Origin of the sequence: uncultured Rikenella sp., from assembly GCF_910577125.1 — a bacterium.
Classification (GTDB): domain Bacteria; phylum Bacteroidota; class Bacteroidia; order Bacteroidales; family Rikenellaceae; genus Rikenella.
Map to the genome: position 1 here is coordinate 1 of NZ_CAJTMN010000041.1, position 18,132 is coordinate 18,132.

General features: G+C 60.8%; 18 protein-coding genes and 1 tRNA gene. 11 read left to right on the forward strand and 8 right to left on the reverse strand.

Going from position 1 to position 18,132, the window contains the following annotated elements:
* Nucleotides 1-905: 905 nt before the first annotated feature.
* A complete protein-coding gene (locus QZ292_RS05820; protein WP_294599127.1) occupies nucleotides 906-1,127 on the reverse strand; it encodes a hypothetical protein in 222 nt (73 codons plus the stop codon).
* A gap of 238 nt (nucleotides 1,128-1,365) precedes the next feature.
* Entirely contained in the window at nucleotides 1,366-1,512 is a 147-nt protein-coding gene (locus QZ292_RS05825) for a hypothetical protein (protein ID WP_294599130.1), read from the reverse strand.
* A gap of 103 nt (nucleotides 1,513-1,615) precedes the next feature.
* On the opposite strand from QZ292_RS05825, the gene rsgA reads away from it, so the two are divergent.
* From rsgA to QZ292_RS05840, 3 genes are read left to right on the forward strand one after another with little or no spacing between them, the layout of a single operon-like run.
* Nucleotides 1,616-2,566, forward strand: a complete 951-nt coding sequence (gene rsgA / locus QZ292_RS05830) for a ribosome small subunit-dependent GTPase A (protein WP_294599133.1) — start codon at nucleotides 1,616-1,618, stop codon at nucleotides 2,564-2,566.
* Entirely contained in the window at nucleotides 2,535-3,395 is an 861-nt protein-coding gene (locus QZ292_RS05835; RefSeq protein ID WP_294599136.1) for an RNA methyltransferase, read from the forward strand. The genes rsgA and QZ292_RS05835 overlap by 32 nt, the downstream gene beginning before the upstream one ends.
* A gap of 15 nt (nucleotides 3,396-3,410) precedes the next feature.
* Entirely contained in the window at nucleotides 3,411-4,619 is a 1,209-nt protein-coding gene (locus QZ292_RS05840; RefSeq protein ID WP_294599139.1) for an aspartate aminotransferase family protein, read from the forward strand.
* A 275-nt stretch (nucleotides 4,620-4,894) separates the two neighbouring features.
* On the opposite strand, the gene QZ292_RS05845 is transcribed toward QZ292_RS05840, so the two are convergent.
* Together QZ292_RS05845 and QZ292_RS05850 are read right to left on the reverse strand one after the other, a co-directional pair.
* Nucleotides 4,895-7,420: a zinc-dependent metalloprotease gene (locus QZ292_RS05845; RefSeq protein WP_294599142.1), complete on the reverse strand. Its 2,526-nt coding sequence runs from the start codon at nucleotides 7,418-7,420 to the stop codon at nucleotides 4,895-4,897.
* A 46-nt stretch (nucleotides 7,421-7,466) separates the two neighbouring features.
* The gene (locus QZ292_RS05850) at nucleotides 7,467-7,625 is read right to left on the reverse strand and encodes a hypothetical protein (protein WP_294599145.1); all 159 of its coding nucleotides are present in this window, start codon (nucleotides 7,623-7,625) and stop codon (nucleotides 7,467-7,469) included.
* A 17-nt stretch (nucleotides 7,626-7,642) separates the two neighbouring features.
* Between QZ292_RS05850 and QZ292_RS05855 the strand changes: the two genes are divergently transcribed.
* On the forward strand, nucleotides 7,643-8,080 hold the full coding sequence (locus QZ292_RS05855) for an Hsp20/alpha crystallin family protein (RefSeq protein ID WP_294599174.1): 438 nt from the start codon (nucleotides 7,643-7,645) through the stop codon (nucleotides 8,078-8,080).
* Between the two features lie 83 nt (nucleotides 8,081-8,163).
* Here the strand turns inward: QZ292_RS05855 and QZ292_RS05860 are convergent.
* Nucleotides 8,164-8,239, reverse strand: a tRNA-His gene (locus QZ292_RS05860).
* Between the two features lie 87 nt (nucleotides 8,240-8,326).
* Between QZ292_RS05860 and QZ292_RS05865 the strand changes: the two genes are divergently transcribed.
* Genes QZ292_RS05865 through QZ292_RS05885 form a run of 5 tightly spaced genes read left to right on the forward strand, consistent with a single transcriptional unit; the run spans nucleotide 8,327 to nucleotide 12,119 of the window.
* Nucleotides 8,327-9,592 carry an FtsX-like permease family protein gene (locus tag QZ292_RS05865; RefSeq protein WP_294599148.1) on the forward strand — a complete coding sequence of 422 codons (1,266 nt, stop codon included), beginning with the start codon at nucleotides 8,327-8,329 and terminating at the stop codon, nucleotides 9,590-9,592.
* Nucleotides 9,589-10,317 carry a bifunctional demethylmenaquinone methyltransferase/2-methoxy-6-polyprenyl-1,4-benzoquinol methylase UbiE gene (ubiE, locus tag QZ292_RS05870; protein ID WP_363324064.1) on the forward strand — a complete coding sequence of 243 codons (729 nt, stop codon included), beginning with the start codon at nucleotides 9,589-9,591 and terminating at the stop codon, nucleotides 10,315-10,317. Before QZ292_RS05865 ends, ubiE begins: the two co-directional genes overlap by 4 nt.
* A complete protein-coding gene (locus tag QZ292_RS05875) occupies nucleotides 10,314-10,844 on the forward strand; it encodes a hypothetical protein (protein WP_294599152.1) in 531 nt (176 codons plus the stop codon). The genes ubiE and QZ292_RS05875 overlap by 4 nt, the downstream gene beginning before the upstream one ends.
* Before the next feature lie 13 nt (nucleotides 10,845-10,857).
* Nucleotides 10,858-11,385 (forward strand): hypothetical protein, encoded by a 528-nt coding sequence (locus QZ292_RS05880; protein ID WP_294599155.1) that lies wholly within the window; start codon nucleotides 10,858-10,860, stop codon nucleotides 11,383-11,385.
* Between the two features lie 11 nt (nucleotides 11,386-11,396).
* A complete protein-coding gene (locus tag QZ292_RS05885) occupies nucleotides 11,397-12,119 on the forward strand; it encodes a ComF family protein (protein WP_294599157.1) in 723 nt (240 codons plus the stop codon).
* A 20-nt stretch (nucleotides 12,120-12,139) separates the two neighbouring features.
* Here the strand turns inward: QZ292_RS05885 and QZ292_RS05890 are convergent, their stop codons facing one another.
* The gene (locus tag QZ292_RS05890) at nucleotides 12,140-13,108 is read right to left on the reverse strand and encodes a hypothetical protein (protein WP_294599160.1); all 969 of its coding nucleotides are present in this window, start codon (nucleotides 13,106-13,108) and stop codon (nucleotides 12,140-12,142) included.
* Between the two features lie 307 nt (nucleotides 13,109-13,415).
* On the opposite strand from QZ292_RS05890, the gene QZ292_RS05895 reads away from it, so the two are divergent.
* Nucleotides 13,416-14,411 carry an NYN domain-containing protein gene (locus QZ292_RS05895; protein WP_294599162.1) on the forward strand — a complete coding sequence of 332 codons (996 nt, stop codon included), beginning with the start codon at nucleotides 13,416-13,418 and terminating at the stop codon, nucleotides 14,409-14,411.
* Between the two features lie 61 nt (nucleotides 14,412-14,472).
* Here QZ292_RS05895 and QZ292_RS05900 read toward each other — a convergent pair whose 3' ends face one another.
* Both QZ292_RS05900 and QZ292_RS05905 read right to left on the reverse strand, forming a co-directional pair.
* The gene (locus QZ292_RS05900; protein WP_294599165.1) at nucleotides 14,473-15,591 is read right to left on the reverse strand and encodes a tRNA-specific 2-thiouridylase; all 1,119 of its coding nucleotides are present in this window, start codon (nucleotides 15,589-15,591) and stop codon (nucleotides 14,473-14,475) included.
* 29 nt (nucleotides 15,592-15,620) lie between these two features.
* Nucleotides 15,621-16,001 (reverse strand): DUF3276 family protein, encoded by a 381-nt coding sequence (locus QZ292_RS05905; protein ID WP_294599169.1) that lies wholly within the window; start codon nucleotides 15,999-16,001, stop codon nucleotides 15,621-15,623.
* Nucleotides 16,002-16,314: 313 nt separating this feature from the next.
* On the opposite strand from QZ292_RS05905, the gene QZ292_RS05910 reads away from it, so the two are divergent.
* On the forward strand, nucleotides 16,315-17,697 hold the full coding sequence (locus QZ292_RS05910; protein ID WP_294599173.1) for a TIGR00341 family protein: 1,383 nt from the start codon (nucleotides 16,315-16,317) through the stop codon (nucleotides 17,695-17,697).
* The last annotated feature ends 435 nt before the right edge of the window (nucleotides 17,698-18,132 follow it).

Sequence of the window (18,132 nt, forward strand, 5' to 3'; positions counted from 1 at the left end):
GGAAGCGAGTAGCTGAGGCCCCGTGGTAACGGTCGGCCCGCAGCCCCCGGATGCGGAGGGCCGAAATACTCCGCTCACGCTCCGTATTCGTTCTCCGCTGGCTACGGCCGAAAACAAATTAGCTGTGCTTTTGCGACCGTAAGGTCGCCGTCCTCGGCGAGAGCGACGCTATAGCGGCGCGAGGGGGGCGCGCCGAGGACGAACGGGCGGAGAATCGGGCAGAGCTGGAGCGGGCCGGCGCCCGGGAGAGATCGCAATTCTCGATGCATGAGCGGCGTGTTGCGGGCCTCCTGAGGGGGAGGCGTCCGGCCCGCGCGGCTCTTCGAGCCGGTGCCGCTCGGCACTCGAAAGCTGGCCGTGTCTACCCAAAAGGAATCGCCGGGGGATTTTCAAGGGGGATGTGAGTCTCCCTTGAATGTGCTCTTTGCCTGCTTCCTACCATATAGTAGGAAGCAGGGCCCCTGCGGCCCGAGCGGAACACAGAAAAGAGATTGATATAGAACCCAAAGACGACCAGCAGTCCGACACTTTTCGGGTAAACGAGTTTTGTCCGCGCGCCTTGGGAAATCTTGTCAAAACGTGCCAGCACATTTTGACGATTTCCCTCTTTAGGCGTCGGCGCGCGGTTTTTAGTACTTTTTGAGTCGCCCGCCGGAATTTCATTTCGATTTTGCTCATCGCAAAACGAGTGAAATTCCTCTTTAGGCGTCGGCGCGGTGCCTTCGGGCACTCCGACAGGGCCGCCTCTACCCTAACAGGACGGAACTGCCCTCGGGTCGGGCAGGCCTCACGCCCCGTGGACGGGAAATGCTTCGCATTTCTGTGGCTGTGTCAGCCCAATCTGTGGGTGGGGTAGAGGCCGCCTTGGGATAGAGGCTGTCAGTTGTGAGTGCGACACGCACCGTTTATTCCGAGAGGCAACGCAACTGAAAACCGCCGGCCCGGTATGCTGAGTAACAAGGGCTGATACCCGATGGACTGAAACGTAAATTGACACTGAGTGTCTCATTAGCCAAAGTCGACCAGACAGAACCCTCGTTGCCGGCGTTGATCGGTTTACCTTCGCCGTAGTTACTGCGGCCCGGGGCGGGGTTTGTTTTTTCGCGCGCCTTGGGAAATCTTGTCAAAACGTGCCAGCACATTTTGACGCTTTCCCTTTTAAGGTGTGGCGCGCGGTGCCTTTGGGCACTCTGACATGGCTGCCTCTACCCTAACAGGACGGAACTGCCCTCGGGTCGGGCAGGCCCCACGCCCCGTGGACGGGAAATGCTTCGCATTTCTGCGGCTGTGTCAGCCCAATCTGTGGGTGGGTAGAGGTTGCCTGTTAGGGTAGACTTGGCCATTTGTGAGTGCGACACGCCCCGTTTATTCCGAGAGGCAACGCAACTGAAGACCGTAACCACGGTTGCGCACGTAGCCGGGATTGAGGTGCTGCGTGCTGAAGTCCAAGAACACGCCGTTAGTCCCGCTGATAGCGGACGACCAACTGTACCCGCTGTAGCCGACGTCCATCAGATCGCCTAATCGCCCATTGTTGCCTGCGTCGCGGCAGCCCGGGGCGGGGTGAGGCGAGAAGACTTTTCTTTTTCAGCCCGGAAATGCTAACTTTGTTCCTATGACCCAGTTTACCGAAGGAATCGTGACCAAAAGCACCGGGAGCTGGTATCAGGTGCTCGACCCCGAGACCGGACAACAGATCAGGTGCCGGATACGGGGCGTGTTCCGCCTGCGCGGCAGCCGGACCACCAATCCGGTCGTCGTGGGCGACCGAGTCCGTGTGGAGACCGGAAATGCCGACGGAGAATCCGTCATTACCGAGATATTGCCCCGGCGGAACTATATCATCCGCCGCGCCTCGAACCTCTCGAAAGAGTCCCACATCATTGCCGCCAATATCGACGTCGCCTATCTGGTCGTCACGCTCGACCGGCCGGTGACCAGTACCGAGTTTATCGATCGCTTTCTCGTGACCGCCGAAGCCTATCGCGTGCCGACTGTGCTGGTTCTGAATAAGATCGATCTGTTTGCCGCTCCGGAATATCGCGAAATGATAGATGAATTTATCGACACCTATCGGGGGGCGGGATACGAAACGCTCGAAGTTTCGGCAACTACGGGGATCGGCGTGGATGACCTGCGGGAGCGGATGAGGGGGAAAACGTCGCTCTTTACGGGGCATTCCGGCGTAGGGAAGTCGACCCTGATCAACGCCATCCAGCCGGGGCTCGGGCTGAAAACCGGTGCCATCTCGGACTACCACCACAAGGGCAAGCATACAACCACCTTTTCGGAGATTTTTCCGCTCGACGGCGGAGGACTTCTGATCGACACCCCGGGAATCAAGGGGTTCGGGCTGATCGACATCGCGCCGGACGAGCTGGCGCGCTACTTCCCCGACCTGTTCCGCCGGGCGCCGGAGTGTCAGTATTACAACTGTACCCACACCCACGAACCCAACTGTGCGGTGATGGCGGCCGTGGCGCGCGGCGAGATTGCCGAGAGCCGTTATGTGAGTTACCTGAAAATGCTGGAGGATGACGACAAAGAGGGAAAATACCGGAAATAACGACTACTTCAAAGAGAACGGCCTGCCGACCAAACAGCAGCTGCGCGACCTGAACGCCTCGCTGCGGGAGGGAGACCTCCGGCCTCTGTTGCGGGCCGTGCCGGGCGAAGCCTCCGACCCGCCGGAACTTTTACGGCGGAAGATCGAGTATCTGCGCGGCTTTGTGCTGCCGGAACGCTACGAGAGCCTCACGCGGCGGCTGGACTTCCGGACGCGGTACCTGGTGATGTGTCTCGAAGATATTTACTACCCGCACAACGCCAGCGCCGTGATCCGCAGCTCCGAGGCTTTCGGCGTGCAGGAGATTCATGCCGTGGAGCGGACGGTTCGGTTCGCGCCCAACAAACATATCGTGCGCGGGACGGATCAGTGGCTGGATATTCGCAAGTGGAACGACTCGGAGACGCTGGTGGCCCATTTGCGGAGCCGCGGCTATCGGATTGTGGTAACGGCTCCGCCGAGGTCGGAAGCTGAAAATGACGGGAAGAGTGTGAATTTTACCCCCTCGAATTTCGATGTGGCGGCCGGGCCGTTCGCGGTCTTTATGGGGACGGAGAAGTCGGGGATATCGGAGGGGCTGATGGCGGCGGCCGATGCCGTGATCTCGATTCCGATGGTGGGATTCGCCGAGAGCCTCAATATCTCGGTATCGGCGGCGATCGTGGCGCAGCGGCTCGCCGAACGGGTGCGCGATCCGGAATCCGGGATTGCCTGGCAATTGGTTCCGGAGGATCGGGACAGGCTGCTTTATCGTTGGTTGTGCCATTCGGTGCGCGACTACCGGCGGATTCTGGAGCGGGGCGGGTTCGAAGAGGGAGTTCGGGAATGATTATTATCGGAACAGATGGAAATATTGCGTAAACAGTTTCTGCGTCATGTGGGGCAGACGTCGGACGCGCCGCTGATGATCGAGGTGGCGCGGGCCGAAGGGATCTATTTTTACACGCCTCCCACCCCGGAATATCCGGAGGGGAAGCGGTATGTCGACCTGATTTCGGGCGTGTCGGTCAGCAACGTCGGACACGGGAATCCGGCGGTGATCGAGGCGGTGTGCGCGCAGGCAAGGGACTACATGCACATCATGGTCTATGGCGAGATGGTCGAGCGGCCGCAGGTGAAGTATGCCGAGGCGATCGCCGGACTGCTGCCGGAGCCGCTGGAGAGCGTCTATTTCGTCAACTCGGGAGCCGAAGCGGTCGAGGGGGCGTTGAAGCTGGCCAAACGCCATACGCACCGGACGGAGATCGCCTCGTTTTACAATGCCTATCACGGTTCGACGCACGGCGTGATGAGCGTGATGGGCGGCGAGGAGTTCGTGGGGGCCTACCGGCCGTTGTTGCCCGATACGCGGAAGTTGAGGTACAACTGTTTCGAAGACCTGGCGCAGATTACCGAACGGACGGCCTGTGTGCTGGTCGAACCGGTGCAGGGTGAGAGCGGCGTGCGGCCGCCGGCTCCGGGATTTCTGGAGGCGTTGCGCGAGCGGTGCTCGGCGGTGGGGGCGTTGCTGATCTTCGACGAGATACAGACCGGATTCGGAAGGACGGGCGAGATGTTCGCCTTGCTCAAATACGGGGTGACGCCGGATATCGTCTGTCTGGCCAAGGCGTTGGGCGGGGGGATGCCGCTCGGGGCGTTCGTCTCGTCGGGCGAGATCATGGCGGGGCTCCGGAGCGATCCGCCGCTGGGGCATATCACGACTTTCGGGGGGCATCCGGTCTGCTGTGCGGCGGGGCTGGCGGCGCTGACCTATATGCAGGAGCATCGGCTGGCGGAACAGGCCGAGGCGAAGGGGCGGCTGTTCGAGGAGTTGTTGACGGATCATCCCGCGGTGGTCGAAATTCGGCGGAGCGGCTTGCTGCTGGCGGTGGAGCTGGGGAGCCCGGAACGGCTGTATCGGGCGATGGAGCTGCTCAAGGAGGCGGGCTACCTGTCGGACTGGTTCCTCTTCTGCGACACCGCGTTCCGCATCTCGCCGCCGCTGACGATGACGGAGGTACAGGTGAGGGAGTGCTGTGCGGAGATTCGGGCCGGGGTGCTCGACAGACTTTGAGGTGTACTCCGTTTATTCCGAGAGGCAACGCACCTGAAAACCGTAGTCGCGATAACTCGCATAACTGGAACTGAACCATGTCATGATGAAATTTAAGTCCATGCTGTGGGTATCGCTGACCGAAGACGACCAGACCGAACCCTCGCTGCCGACGAGAAACAGCGCGCCCACAGTCCGGCTGCGGCAGCCCGGGGCGGGGTATCGGTAAAATACAAGCGAGGCTGGCGAAAACATTTCGCCAGCCTCGCTTCTGTCATACTACGTTGTGCCGAAGCCTATTTCGGGTCGAGCACATCGCCGATCTTCTTGGCCAGGTACTGGTAGTGCGCCTTCACCGCCGTATCGGACGACGTGGCCCGCTGCAGCCGGTTCTGAAGCGTCCGCAGCTCGTACGTCACCCGCGAGTCGATCGCGCCTGTGCTGATCGTTCTGGAACCCGGTTTCGGCAGCAGCGAGATCAGCCGGTCGACGTAGATCGTCTGCAGCCCGCGGCGATAGGCATCCGGAGCCGCACCCGTCGAAAGCTCGCGCCAGATCGAGCGGTTTAGGTCGCCGAACAGGTCGCTGATCGTATAAGCCTCCTTACCCTGCGCCGCTTCGGCTTTGAGCAGGTTGCCCAGCACCCGCTTGCTGAGCAGATTGCTGACGCCGTGAACCTGGAGCTGGCCGATGACATCCGGAGCGTTCAGTCCGGTTTTGCTGAAAATATCCTCGTCGATCAGCCACGTCGGAGTCGTGAAAAGGTTGCGGTCGAGGAAAGCCATCGCCTCCTTCTGTTTCGCTTTTTCCACATAAGCGTACACCGGACCCTCCTGTTCCACCGTTTTGGGGGTTTCGTAAATCCCGCCTACCCACTTGGCCACATGGCCGTTGTAGCGCATGAACTGGCTCATGACCTCGCGGTACAGTGTTTTCAGATCGTCATACCCCTCGTTCGGCGTGCGCGTCCACTCCGGAATCCCCGCCAGAATGAATTTCAGGTTTTTGATCCCCAGCTCGTTCGCCCGCATCTGGTTGTCGCCCAGGTCTTCGTTCTGTTCACGCGGGTCGTTCGGGTTGGTCTCCGTGCCGAACCACAGCCGCGGATTCGCTGCCAGCCGGGAGATGATCCACCGGTTGAGCGTGTCGGCCTCGGCCTCCGGCGTGGTCAGCTCCGGGAAGCGGCGGTAACCCCATTCGATCGCCCATTTGTCGTATTCGCCGATCCGCGGGTAGAGCAGCTCGCGACGGATGCCGTCTTCCGGCTGCGCCACGTAGTTGAAGCGTGCGTAGTCCATGATCGAAGCCGTGTGACCGTATTTTTCGAGGAACGAAGCGCTCCGCAGGCTGTCGACCGGCGTCAGGGACGACGATCCGAAGTTGTGGCGGAGGCCCAGCGTGTGTCCCACCTCATGCGACGAGACGAAACGGATCAGGTCGCCCATCAGCGCGTCGTCGAAGACCATCTTCCGGGCGCCCGTATCGCTCGGCGCCGCCTGGATCATGTACCAGTGGTGCAGGAGGTTCATCACGTTGTGGTACCAGTGGATGTGGCTTTCGAGGATTTCGCCCGTCCGCGGGTCGCTCACGTGCGGCCCCATGGCGTTGGGTATGTTCGACGGCATGTAGACGATGGCCGAATAGCGCGCATCCTCCAGACTCCACGTCGAGTCCTCTTCCGGAGTCGGAGCCACCTTCCCGATGATGGCGTTCTTGAAGCCCGCCTTTTCGAAAGCCGCCTGCCAGTCATTGACACCGGCGATCAGATAGGGCACCCACTTCTTCGGCGTGGCCGGGTCGATGTAGTAGACGATCGGCTTGGCCGGTTCTACCAGTTCGCCCCGTTTGTAAGCCTCCATGTCCTCTGGCTTCGGTTCCAGCCGCCAGCGGGTGATCATCTGGATCTGCTTGATTCCCTGCGGGTTTTTGTCGTAGTCGATGTAGTTGTCGGTGAAGAAGCCCACGCGCGGGTCGAAATACCGGGCCTGCATCGGCACCTCGGGCAGCAGGATCAGCGAGCTGTTGATTTCGTAGGTGGCCGGCTTCGGGCTCGGCTTGTAGCCCGGGATGTTGACCTTCGGCGTGACGAGGTAGCTGCGCGTGCTCTTCATCTCGATGTTTTCCGGGAAAGCCTTGACTCCCACGACATAAGATTTGTCTTTCTGGAAGCCGCCGATGTTCATGTTGGCTTTGAAATAGTTGTCGAAGCCGGTCAGCTCGACGTCTCCGCCGATGAAGTCGGTCACGTCCACCAGCACGGAGTCTTTCGCCCGGTTCGTGCCTTTGACCTCGAACGAGGCGACGATCGGCTGCAGGTTCGACCGCATCACCGCCCGGTACATGTCGCCCGTGGTGTCGCGCGGCAGCTCGCGGGTCGAGACGCTCTCGATGAAAATCCGCTTTTTATCGGGCGACTGCCGGAAACGGATCATGTTCTCGCCGATCGGGTCGCCGGCGTAGCCGAAAAAGCCATAGCGCATGTCCGCCGCCGCTTTCGAGATACGGTTCACCACCAGCATGTCCCGCTCCATCAGCGAGGTCGGGATCAGGAAGTAGTATTTCCCCTCCTGTTCGAAGACCGTGAAGAGGCCGTCCGTCCGCCGGGCGCTCGCCTTGATGGTCGCTTCGATGCTTCCTTTGGCCGGAGCCGCCTTTTTGGCGGTTGTGTCGGCCGCAGCTTTTCCTTTGTGTTTTTTTGCCGTTTTCTGTTTTCCTGCGGTCTGCTCGGTTTTCGCTTTCGCCGCCGGAGTCTCGGCCGACGTCCGTTCCGGAGTGCCGAAAGCGACTAATGCGGCCAGGGCCGCGATCCATAGTCTGTACATATGTGTTGATGTTTGGATTGAAATCCGTGTTGCTTTCCCGTTGTTTCTAAAAGGCAGTCAAAGGTAAGTATTTATCCCTAACGATGAACAGATCTGACAGACTGACAGAAATTTTTCTGTCGGTCTGTCCGGTTTTGCTCTCCGGCATACCCTTTGCAGAAAGGGGGCGGCCGCCGATGGTGGCTGACGGTAATAATTTATTCACTTTTTTATACATATATGATGATACCTGCAAACAGAAAACAATGCGTATGGCCCGCCCTGTTGGGCAACCTTTTCGGCAGCGAGTGGATCGCCAGGACGGACGGTACCGCCCCTGCGGTGAATGTCCGGGAGACGGACGACCGTTATCGGGTTGAAGTGGCGGCTCCGGGAGCCACGCGCGAGGATTTCAAAATCCGGATCGAGGAGAACGACCGGCTGATGGTGACGCTGGACAAAAAGAGCGAAAATTCTTCCGAAGCGGAGGGCTCGGAACAGGGCCGTTACCTGCGGCGGGAGTTTTCCTACTCGCACTTCCGGCAGAACCTGATCCTGCCCGACGACATCGACACGGAGCGGATCGAGGCGAAGGTCGAGAACGGCGTCCTGACGATCGACCTGCCGAAAAAGAGTGCCGAGGAGTCGGCGCCGGCGGTCAAGGAGATCGAGGTGCGGTAGCGCCTCGTCGGCCGGAGAATGAAAAGAGGTCTGTTAATCATTGATTAACAGACCTCTTTTTCGTATATATGGTTGAGTAAAGCGGGTGGAAGATCGGGCTCGAACCGACGACCTCTTGAACCACAATCAAGCGTTCTGACCAACTGAACTACATCCACCGGGGGCAAAAGTACAACACTTTTCCGAACTTCCAAAAAAAAATGAGCTACCTTTGTCCGACGAACCTGCATTTCCGGGACTTTTCCGATGATAGAGACCTTCATAGCACGGCGGCTGGGTGCGCCGGGACGCAAAGGGAGCGTCATGCTGCGCGTGGCGACGCTCTGCGTGACGGTCAGTGTGGCGGTGATGCTCGTTGCGCTGGGAGTGGTGAACGGATTCCGCGGTACGATCGGCGAGAAGGTGGCGGGTTTTGCAGCCGATATCCGGGTGGCGGCGGCCGGAGGGGGAAGCGCCTACGAGGCACAGCCGGTGGAGGTCGATTCGGCCTTGATCGCCGGGATGGCGGAGGTGGAGGGGGTGGCCCGGATCCAACGGTTTGCGACCAAAACCGGGGTGATTCGGGGCGAGGAGACGATCCAGGGAATCGTGCTGCGGGGGATGGCTCCGGAGAGCGATACGATGTTTCTCCACCGGCAGTTGGTGTCGGGACGGATTCCGGTCTACACCGACAGCGTCAGGAGTCGCGAAGCGGTGGTTTCGCGTGCGTTGTGCGACCGGCTCGGGCTCCGGAAGGGCGACCGGTTCGAGGCGCTGTTTATGAACGGCGAAGTGACGCGGCGCGACCGCTTCCGGGTGGCGGCGATCTACGACAGCGGGATGGAGGAGTTCGATCGCACGACGGTCTTTTGCGATATGGGGGTCGTACAACGGCTGAACGGCTGGCGGCCGGATCAGGTCGGCGGTTATGAGGTGGCGGTGGCTGCGGCGAGCGACCGGGCGGCGGTGGCCGAGGCTCTGACCGAAGCGGTGGGAGGCGATGATCCGTTCTGGTTAGGCTGGAGCGGCGGAGCGGAAGAGGAGAGCGTCCCCTGGCTGGAGGTGACGACGGTCGAGGAGCGGTATCCGCAGATCTTCGACTGGCTGGGGATGCTGGGGCTGAACACGACCCTCGTGATCGTCATCATGCTGGTGGTGGCGGTGGTCAATATGGCCTCCGGCGTGCTGATCCTCGTCTTGGAGCAGACCCGGACGATCGGGATACTCAAGGCGCTGGGGATGCGGAACGGTATGTTGCAGCGTATCTTTGTGTGGCGGTCGGCGGGGATTACGCTCCGGGGGCTGCTGTGGGGCGATGCCGTTGGGCTGGTGCTGTGCCTCCTGCAGCAATATACGGGGTGGGTGACGCTCGATCCGGAGAGTTACATGATGGCGGCGGTGCCGGTGCGGATCGACTGGATGCAGGTGCTGTGGCTCAACGTCGGTACACTGGTCGTCGTTACGGCGGCGATGGGGCTGCCGACGGCGATCATTGCGCGGATGTCGCCCGAAAAATCGATCCGATTCCGATGATAAAACCTTACGACGAAAACCCTGCGGGGAAAAAAGAGCAGGTGCGGGTGATGTTCGATGCCATCGCCCGGCGCTACGACCTGCTGAACCGGGTGCTCTCGCTCGGAATCGACCTCCGGTGGCGGGCCCGGGTGGTGAGCGGCGTGCGGCGTCAGGGGCCGGCGACGGTGCTCGACGTGGCCACCGGGACGGGCGATCTGGCGATCGCCGTGGGGCGCGCCTTGCCGGCGGCGGCGATGACAGGCGTGGATCTTTCGCCCGAGATGCTGCGGATCGGACGCGAGAAGGTGGCGGCCCGGTTTCCGGGACGCGAGTTCCCGATGATGGAGGGCGATGCCGAACGGCTGCCGTTCGACGAGGGGCGGTTCGAGGCGGTGACCTGCGGTTTCGGCGTCCGGAACTTTGAAAATCTGGATCGGGGCTTGCGCGAGATGTATCGGGTGCTGGCGCCGCAGGGGCGGGTCTATATCCTCGAATTTTCGATGCCTTCCCGACATAATGGGCTGGGGCGGCTTTATCGGTTTTATTTCCGGCGCATTTTGCCGGCTATCGGGCGGCTGGTGTCGCGCGATGCGCGGGCCTACAGCTACCTGCCCGAGTCGGTGGGCGAGTTTCCGTACGGAGAACCTTTCTGCCGGATGCTGGCGGAGACGGGTTTCGTCAACCCCCGGATGCGGCGGCTGACGGGAGGAATTGCCCTGATTTATACGGCTGAAAAACCATGAGACGATATTTTGCTATTTTGCTGGGCGGGATCGTGGCCGGCCTGCTCGTCGGGTGCGGCGCGCGTCCGTTGATGCGGCTGCGTGTGACGGAGGTCGAGGGGATTACGGTCGAACGGGTCGGAGCGGGATTCGCAGAGGGGGTGCTCCGGGTCGAGATGGATAACCGCAACGCGGAGCAGGTGAGCTTCGATGCCGGCCAGTTCGAGTTGCGGGTAGACGGGCAGACGGTGGGGACGATGAAACTGCGCCGATCGTTCGTCGCGGCGCCGGGGGTGAACCGGGTGGAGATTCCGTTCCGGTTCAGGTTCCGAATGGCGTCGATGCTGGAGCTGGGGCCGAAGGTGCTTTCGCAGGTTCGCGGCAAGGGCGCTGTGCGGAAGCCGGACATGCGGGTGGCGGGGACGTTGCAGATCGTGGCCGGACGACCGCTCCGGGAGCGGACGGTGCGGTTCAATCGGCGGGTGGACGGAGAACGGATGCTTCGTGCTTTCGGCCGGATGCCGATGGATTTTTTACTGACGGATTGAAATACGACAGACGATGATACGAAGGTTGATTTTATGTTTTGCCTGTTGCGCCGCTCTTTCGGCAGGGGCTCAGGAGCGGATCGGGAACTATACGGCCCGCCTGCGGACGCCCGACGCGGCGACCGGAGCGCAGGCGGTGGTCAGCAACGACGCTTCGGTGAGCGCGGCGTTGCGTTCCGTGCGGCGGAAAGATCAGGTGACCGGCTACCGCATCTGCATCTTTTTCGACAATACGCAGGAGGCGAGGAGCAGGGCCTACGGGGCGCTGGCTACCTTTAAGAGCCGTTTTCCGGGGATTCCGGGCGAGGTGATCTACGACAATCCGACCTTCCGGACAATGGTGGGGTATTGCATGGACATGACCGAAGTCTCGATGCTGCTGGGACGGGTTCGGGAGCTCTTTCCCAAGGCGGTGGTGCGCGGCGAGACGATGGCCGTGACCCAGTTGCGGCACAGTCCGATCGTCGGCGGCGGGTCTGACGATGAGGAGTTGGCGACGGAGACGGAGGGGGCGGAGCGTAATAGTGGTATGGAAAATTGACACTCCGGTCGGTGATACGGCTTTTGGAGGCGGGCTTGAGGTGGCTGGGCGACCAGCTCTATCCGCCGGTTTGTCCGGTCTGCGGCGCTGCACTGGGACGGGGCGAACGGACGATCTGCCTGCGGTGCCGCTGGGAGATGCCCCTGACCGACGACTGGATGGCTGTGCGCAATCCGGTTGTCGGCCGGATGGAGCGTTCGATTCCGGAACTGCATCATGCCTCGGCCCTCTTCGCTTTTCGGCACGAGAGCGGTTATCGCCGGATGATCCATGCGCTGAAGTATGCCGGGCGGCGCGACATTGCGGCAGCGATGGGCGAGATGTTCGGCCGCGAGCTGCGCGAGTCGCCGTTTTACCGGGACATCGACCTGTTGGTTCCCGTGCCGCTGCACTGGACGAAGCGGCTGCGACGCGGATACAACCAGTCGGAGGAGATTTGTGCGGGATTGTCGCGGAGCATGGGTGTTCCGTATGATTTTCGTTCGCTGCGGCGTGTGCGGCGCACGCGGACGCAGGCCCGGAGAAAAGGGGCTGCCGAACGGCGTCGGAACGTGGAGGGAGCGTTCCGTCTGATCTGGCCGGAACGGCTGGCGGGGCGGCATATTTTGCTGGTGGACGATGTGCTGACCACCGGAGCGACCCTGGCGGCTTGTGCGGAAGCCATCCGGCACTCCGCTCCCGGGGTTCGGATCAGTGTGGCGGCTCTGGCGGCCGTGCGTGGAGCAGGCCGATAAAACAGAAGAAGGGGAGGCTCTCAAGCCTCCCCTTCTTCTGTCCCGAACCGTGCTTCCAGCAGGTCGATGAATTTGATGGTCGCCGCATTCTCCGGAATCCACCGGTACATCTCGCCGATATAGACCAGCGCCTCTTCCAGCGAATCCATGGCGTCCAGCTTCTCGCACTCCGATTCGAACATCGCCTCGTTGCCGTGGAACAGCGTGTCGATCATCTCGTGCCGTGCATAGGGGCTCACCTCGATGCCGAAAATCCGTGGAGCCTCCGGCTTTTTCTTTTCCGGTTTCCGGCTTTTCGGCGCGGCGGTTTCGTCCGTATCATTTCGCACCGGCCCCTCCTGATCCATTGCCGGCACCTCGGTCGCCTGCGGATAGGTCTCCCGCGAGCCGCTCTCCTGAGTCAGGTAGCTCGCTTCCGACCGTCCCCCCTCGGCGTCCGGGATGGGCTTCTCCTGAACCTCTCCGGTCGTTTCCGGTTCGGGTTCCGGCTCTGCCACCGGTGCAGCGGCCGCTGTCGCGGGTTTCGGAGACGGATGGGCCGCCTCCCGCTCTTCCAGAAAACGCGTCTGCGACGGACAGGGATCCTGTTCGCCCACCTCTTGCACCGTATGGGTCGTCTGCGACATCCGGTCTTCCCGTTCAGCGGCCGGCCGGTCGTCGATCTTTTCCGAATCGGCCGGCACCACGCTCTCCGGCATGGCCGTAAACCCGTAGTCGATCCCCCCGCCGTTTACTTCGAAGGATTCGTCGTCCGGAGCCATCCCGTCGTATCCCCCGTCTGTCGTCATCTCCTCGACCTCGACCCGCGCCGCAGCCAGCTGCATCGCCACGCCGTCCGTACACCGCACTTGCATGATCGCGGCGTAGATCCGCTGCATCCGTTCCAGAACGATGTCCCGTTCGATAGTCGGCACCCGGCCCGTTTCGTGCCACCGGGCCACATAGGCGGCCACCTGTTTCAGGCCGATCTCCATTTCATGATATCCCATAACGCTGCGCATTTATACCAAAATTCAAAAATAGGGTTTTCTTCGCTCTTTTTCCATAAATCGTGCCAAGTTTTTTTACGGATCCGTTCCGGCCCGTTGTCCGAAAACCGAAATCGGAGATCGACCGATTATTCCGAAACAAATCCCCTGCGAGGGGTGGTTTTAGGCCCGATTTCGCTCTAATGCGGCGATCTTTCGGGAAGAAAGGGCGGATGCCGATTCACTTTAGCGAAAATATATTATCTTTGAGCCCGTCTTGACGGACGTAAATTAATTCTCACGATTCCAGTCGTTTCTATTGTATCATATGTATTCAAACCATGACTTCGCGCCCAAGATCGGCGTATTTTATGACGGTAACTTTCTGCTTCATGCCTCGAATTACTACAACTATATCCATCCCCAGCGGAGGCGCTTGTGTCTGAACGGATTGCACGATTTTATCTGTCAGCGGGTGGCCGAAGAGGAGGGGATCGACCCGAAACGGTGCCGGATCAATGAAGCGCACTATTTCCGCGGCCGGCTCAATGCTTCCGACGCGGCGCAGCGGGGCAGCCAGCTGTACCACGACCGGGTGTTCGACGATATCCTGATGTCGGAGGGGGTGCATGCGCATTACCTGCCGCTGCGCAATATCTACGGACGGAAAGAGGAGCGCGGGACGGATGTGTGGCTGGCGCTGGAGGTCTACGAGATGGCGCTCCGGGGAAAAATCGACATTGCGGTGCTGGTGGTGGCGGACACGGACTACGTGCCGTTGGTGCGCAAGCTGATCGCGCTGGGAGTGCGGGTGATGCTGATCAGTTGGGAGTTCGAGTATATCAACGACGAGGGGAACCGGATCGTGACCAAAACGTCGCACGAGTTGCTCAACCTGGCGCACTATCCGGTGCCGATGCAGGAGGTGATCGATTGCGGGTTGCAGCAGAACAATCAGTTGATTATGAATCTCTTCGTGGCTAACGACACTCGTCAGCAGAGCGGTGAAACGGCGGAAGAGGGAGGAGAGGAAACGGCTGACGAGGCGGCGGCCGAGGCGGAGGACGAATTTACGCCGCCGGGTCGGGCCGGACGGGAGCCGGGAGCACGGTATACGAGCACGATCCTCAGTATCAAAACGGGATACGGATTTATCAAATACCCGAACAACAACCTCTTTTTCCACAGTCTGGATGTGATCGAAGGCGAATTTTCGGCCTTGGCGCCGGGGGATGAGGTGGAGTTCTCGATCGACCAGAACGATCAGGGACAGGACGTGGCCAAACAGGTCAAACGCCTCGGCGGGGGTGGATTCGGGGCGTAGCACCTCTTTTTTTTTGAACCGGTTGTAACTGCCGCTTTCTCGAAAGAAAGCGGCAGTTCCGTTATATCCTCTCCAGAATGCCTCCGCCGGCGACGCAGTCGCCCAGATAAAAAACCACCGGCTGGCCCGGCATCGGCGCCCACGCCGCATCGTGCAACAGGTCGAGGCGGAGCTCTCCGTCCGGTTCGACCGCGATTCGGCACCCTTTCCGCGGATTGCGTCCGATTCCCCGCACCCGGACATCCAACTCATCGGCGTATTCCGACAGCGTGGCGGGCGGAACCACCGTACGCCACGCCGTCAGCCACAAGGTGCGCCGCAGCAAAGCCTCCTTTTCCGCACTGACGATTACCCGATTCCGTGCCGGATCGACCGATACGACACGTGGCGGTCTTCCGCCTCCGTACGGTGCCGGGTCGAAAAGTGTGATACCCCGCTTTTGTCCCGCCGTGTAGAGTCCGTACCCTTCGTGCCGGCCCACCGCCGCTCCCGTCCGCCCATCGACCGCCTCGCCGGGGGTCAGACAGGCGGCCGGCAGGCTGTGTCGTAAAAAATCTTCGTATTTCAGACCTTCCGTAAAGCAGACTCCCATGCTCTCCCGGCCTGTCGGCAGGTCGGCATATCGCTCCGCCATGCCGGCCTTTACGGCCTGCTTGGTGGAGTCGCCCAACGGCAGGATGGCCCGGACGATGATCTCTTCCGGTACCTCCCACAGGTAGTACGACTGGTCTTTTGCCGCGTCCGCGCCACGCCGGAAACAGGCGTGCCCGTTCAGGGTCGCGGTGCGTGCGTAGTGTCCGGTGGCTATATGATGGATTCCCATCCGGTCGGCCGCTTCGGCCAACAGGCGCCACTTGATCCGCGGATTGCAGCGCGAACACGGAGCCGGTGTCCGTCCCGCAGCGTGTTCCGCCAGGGTGTAGCCGATGATTTTGCGGCGGAACAGCTCGTGGCAGGGTTCGATCGTCAAGGGTATAGCCAGCTTTTCTGCCATCGCCGCCGCCCGTTCCCGGGTCGGCGCGGAGTCGAGCAGGTCCAAAAAAAGAGCGCGAGGACGGTAGCCCGCCTCGCGCAGTAGATGTGCCGCAGTCGCAGAGTCGATACCGCCGCTCCATGCAACCAGTATTTCGGTGCCCGGCGTCACGCTGTCTCTCTGTTCCGGCATACGGTGTGTGCTCATCGGTCGGCCGTGTCGCTTCGGCCTGCCGATTACAATCCCTTGAAGAAGTCGTCTTCGGAGATCGAACCTGCTCCGTCCGACGCATTGGCCGGCCCCGAGCCGATCGCCGAGCCGTCCGGGTTGAAGAGTTCCGGCCGTTCGCGTTTCACGTAATCCACCACCTCTTTGAACCCGTCGCCGAATTTCTGGAAGTCTTCTTTGTATAAGTGAATCTTGTGTTTGTCGATCGTGAAACTCCCGTCACGCATCTGCTTTTTGCGGCTTTCGGTAATCGTCACGTAGTAGTCTCCGCCGCGCGTAGCTTTCACATCGAAGTAGTAGATGCGTTTCCCCGCCTTCACCGGCACGGAGTACAGTTCATCGCCCATAGAGTCCATCTCGCTCCGGTCGTTGTAGTCAAAATTGCTCATACAGTATTAATTTAAGTTATTGGTAGCGTGCCCGTTCGGACACGCCGGTTGTCTGGTCTGCGAAAATGTCGCGCTTCGGTTCCGTCGGTCGGGCGAGGGGCTGTGTCCGCCCGCGGCAAACGGCGGTTTTTCCGAATCGTTGTTCAAATGTAGATAAAAAATCATATCCCGAAAAATTTTGGGAGACTTTTCTGCGAACTTTGTTCCGCGGGGCGGTTGCCGGGCCTGCGGGAATCTCCTGCCGGCGGCGGGTTGCGACTCCTCCGGAAAAGACGTATCTTTGTCTTTTACCGAACGAAAAACCGTTGTTCTCATGTCAGAATCGAACGAATCTTATACCACGCTCCGTCGCCGTCTGCTCCGTTTCCTCCGCGACCGGTTCAATCTGGACGAGGATAAGGCGACCGAGGAAGAGGTGCGCGAGAATATCAACCGGGGAGTCGAGTTCCGGGGGACGAATCTGTGGGTGCTGATTTTCGCGATTTTCATCGCTTCGATCGGCCTGAACGTCAACTCTACGGCGGTGATTATCGGGGCGATGCTCGTGTCGCCGCTGATGGGGCCGATCATGGGGGTGGGGCTGGCGCTGGGGGTCAACGACTTCGACCTGATGAAGCAGTCGCTGCGCAGTCTGGGGCTGGCTGCGGCGGTCGGGCTGGTTACATCGACGCTCTATTTCTGGATCAGCCCGATCAGCACGGCGCAAAGCGAACTGCTGGCCCGGACGACGCCGACGATCTACGATGTGCTCATCGCGTTGTTCGGCGGGCTGGCCGGTATCGTGGCCCAGTCGCGCAAGGATCGGACTTCGACGGTGATTCCGGGGGTGGCGATCGCTACGGCGCTGATGCCGCCGCTCTGTACGGCCGGGTTCGGACTGGCGAGGGGGAATATGGCCTTTTTCTTCGGAGCGTTCTACCTCTTTTTTATCAATGCGGTCTTCATCGCGGTCGGCACGTTTATTATCGTCCGGTTTCTGAAGTATCGGAAAACGGCGTTCGTCGATCCGAAACGGGAGCGGCGGGCGCGACGCTACATGACGGCGATCGTGACCGCGACGCTGGTGCCGAGTATCGTGCTGGCTTATGACATCGTCCAGCGTACGATTTTCGAAAGCAATGCCCGGGAATATATCGAGCGGGTGTTGTCGTTCGACGGGGCGGAGGTGGTGAGCGCCACGCCAACCTATGCGCGCGACACTTCGACGATCGAAGTGACGCTGATCGGGAATAAGGTCTCGGAGGATGCGATCGCGCTGGCCCGCAATCAGTTGTCGGCCTATCACCTGGCCGATACGCGTCTGATGGTGCACCAGGCGGGGACGGACGGCACGTTGGACGGACGGATGATGCAGAGCGTGCTGCACAGCAATGTCGAGATTCTGGAAGAGAAGAACCGGCAGATCGAACGTCTGCAGCAGCTGACGGATCGTTATCTGCGCGACACCTTGCCGGCGGCGGATATCGTGCGTGAGCTGGGCTCGTTGTGGGGGACTCAGCTGGTGGGGCAGGTGAGCTTGACGAAGGCTCCGGTTTTTACGGGTGACGGTCGGACGACGGATACGGTGGTCTATTGTTATATTACTCCGGCGGCGGATGTTTCGCTGGGGGAGGATCAGCGAGAGAAGTTGACCGAATGGCTTCGGGTTCGGACGAAGATGAGCAGGGTGGAACTGGTGGTGAAGGCGGCGGAGTGAGGGTGAGATTTGAATGCCGGCGTGTGCGGAAGAAGGATTGCGGAACCTAAGGCGTAGCGCATGAACAAGGAGTTGGGCCGACACGGCCAATTGCCCACCGCGGGGCCCCACAGGGGCTTTTACTAGGGTTATCACTGCCTTATTTAGGTGGGGCCCGGCCGGCCTGAGGCCAGTCTATGCTCGACCGCGCGCGACAGCTGGAGAAGGAAATCATCCAAACGCGTGGTGCGCGTTTGGATACGATTTCCGCCAGCGCGCGGAGAAAGGCGGCGGAACGATAGTGGAGCCGCAGTAAGGCAAACACGGGGGCCGGAAATTGGACGAAGTCGGAGCGGGCCGGCGCCCGGGAGGTGCCGCAATATTCGGCGCGTGAGCGGCGTGTTGCGGGCCTCCCGAGGGGGAGGCGTCCGGCCCGCGCGGCTCTTCGAGCCGCAG

What these genes read in the sequence shown, in the direction of transcription:
- QZ292_RS05905 (WP_294599169.1), bottom strand. Translation starts at nt 16,001, where the DNA reads ATGAGCAATTTTGACTACAACGACCGGAGCGAGATGGACTCTATGGGC.
- QZ292_RS05890 (WP_294599160.1), bottom strand. Translation starts at nt 13,108, where the DNA reads ATGGGATATCATGAAATGGAGATCGGCCTGAAACAGGTGGCCGCCTAT.
- QZ292_RS05840 (WP_294599139.1), top strand. Translation starts at nt 3,411, where the DNA reads ATGGAAATATTGCGTAAACAGTTTCTGCGTCATGTGGGGCAGACGTCG.
- QZ292_RS05835 (WP_294599136.1), top strand. Translation starts at nt 2,535, where the DNA reads ATGACGACAAAGAGGGAAAATACCGGAAATAACGACTACTTCAAAGAG.
- ubiE (WP_363324064.1), top strand. Translation starts at nt 9,589, where the DNA reads ATGATAAAACCTTACGACGAAAACCCTGCGGGGAAAAAAGAGCAGGTG.
- QZ292_RS05910 (WP_294599173.1), top strand. Translation starts at nt 16,315, where the DNA reads ATGTCAGAATCGAACGAATCTTATACCACGCTCCGTCGCCGTCTGCTC.
- QZ292_RS05875 (WP_294599152.1), top strand. Translation starts at nt 10,314, where the DNA reads ATGAGACGATATTTTGCTATTTTGCTGGGCGGGATCGTGGCCGGCCTG.
- QZ292_RS05880 (WP_294599155.1), top strand. Translation starts at nt 10,858, where the DNA reads ATGATACGAAGGTTGATTTTATGTTTTGCCTGTTGCGCCGCTCTTTCG.
- QZ292_RS05825 (WP_294599130.1), bottom strand. Translation starts at nt 1,512, where the DNA reads ATGGACGTCGGCTACAGCGGGTACAGTTGGTCGTCCGCTATCAGCGGG.
- rsgA (WP_294599133.1), top strand. Translation starts at nt 1,616, where the DNA reads ATGACCCAGTTTACCGAAGGAATCGTGACCAAAAGCACCGGGAGCTGG.
- QZ292_RS05855 (WP_294599174.1), top strand. Translation starts at nt 7,643, where the DNA reads ATGATACCTGCAAACAGAAAACAATGCGTATGGCCCGCCCTGTTGGGC.
- QZ292_RS05895 (WP_294599162.1), top strand. Translation starts at nt 13,416, where the DNA reads ATGTATTCAAACCATGACTTCGCGCCCAAGATCGGCGTATTTTATGAC.
- QZ292_RS05900 (WP_294599165.1), bottom strand. Translation starts at nt 15,591, where the DNA reads ATGAGCACACACCGTATGCCGGAACAGAGAGACAGCGTGACGCCGGGC.
- QZ292_RS05865 (WP_294599148.1), top strand. Translation starts at nt 8,327, where the DNA reads ATGATAGAGACCTTCATAGCACGGCGGCTGGGTGCGCCGGGACGCAAA.
- QZ292_RS05845 (WP_294599142.1), bottom strand. Translation starts at nt 7,420, where the DNA reads ATGTACAGACTATGGATCGCGGCCCTGGCCGCATTAGTCGCTTTCGGC.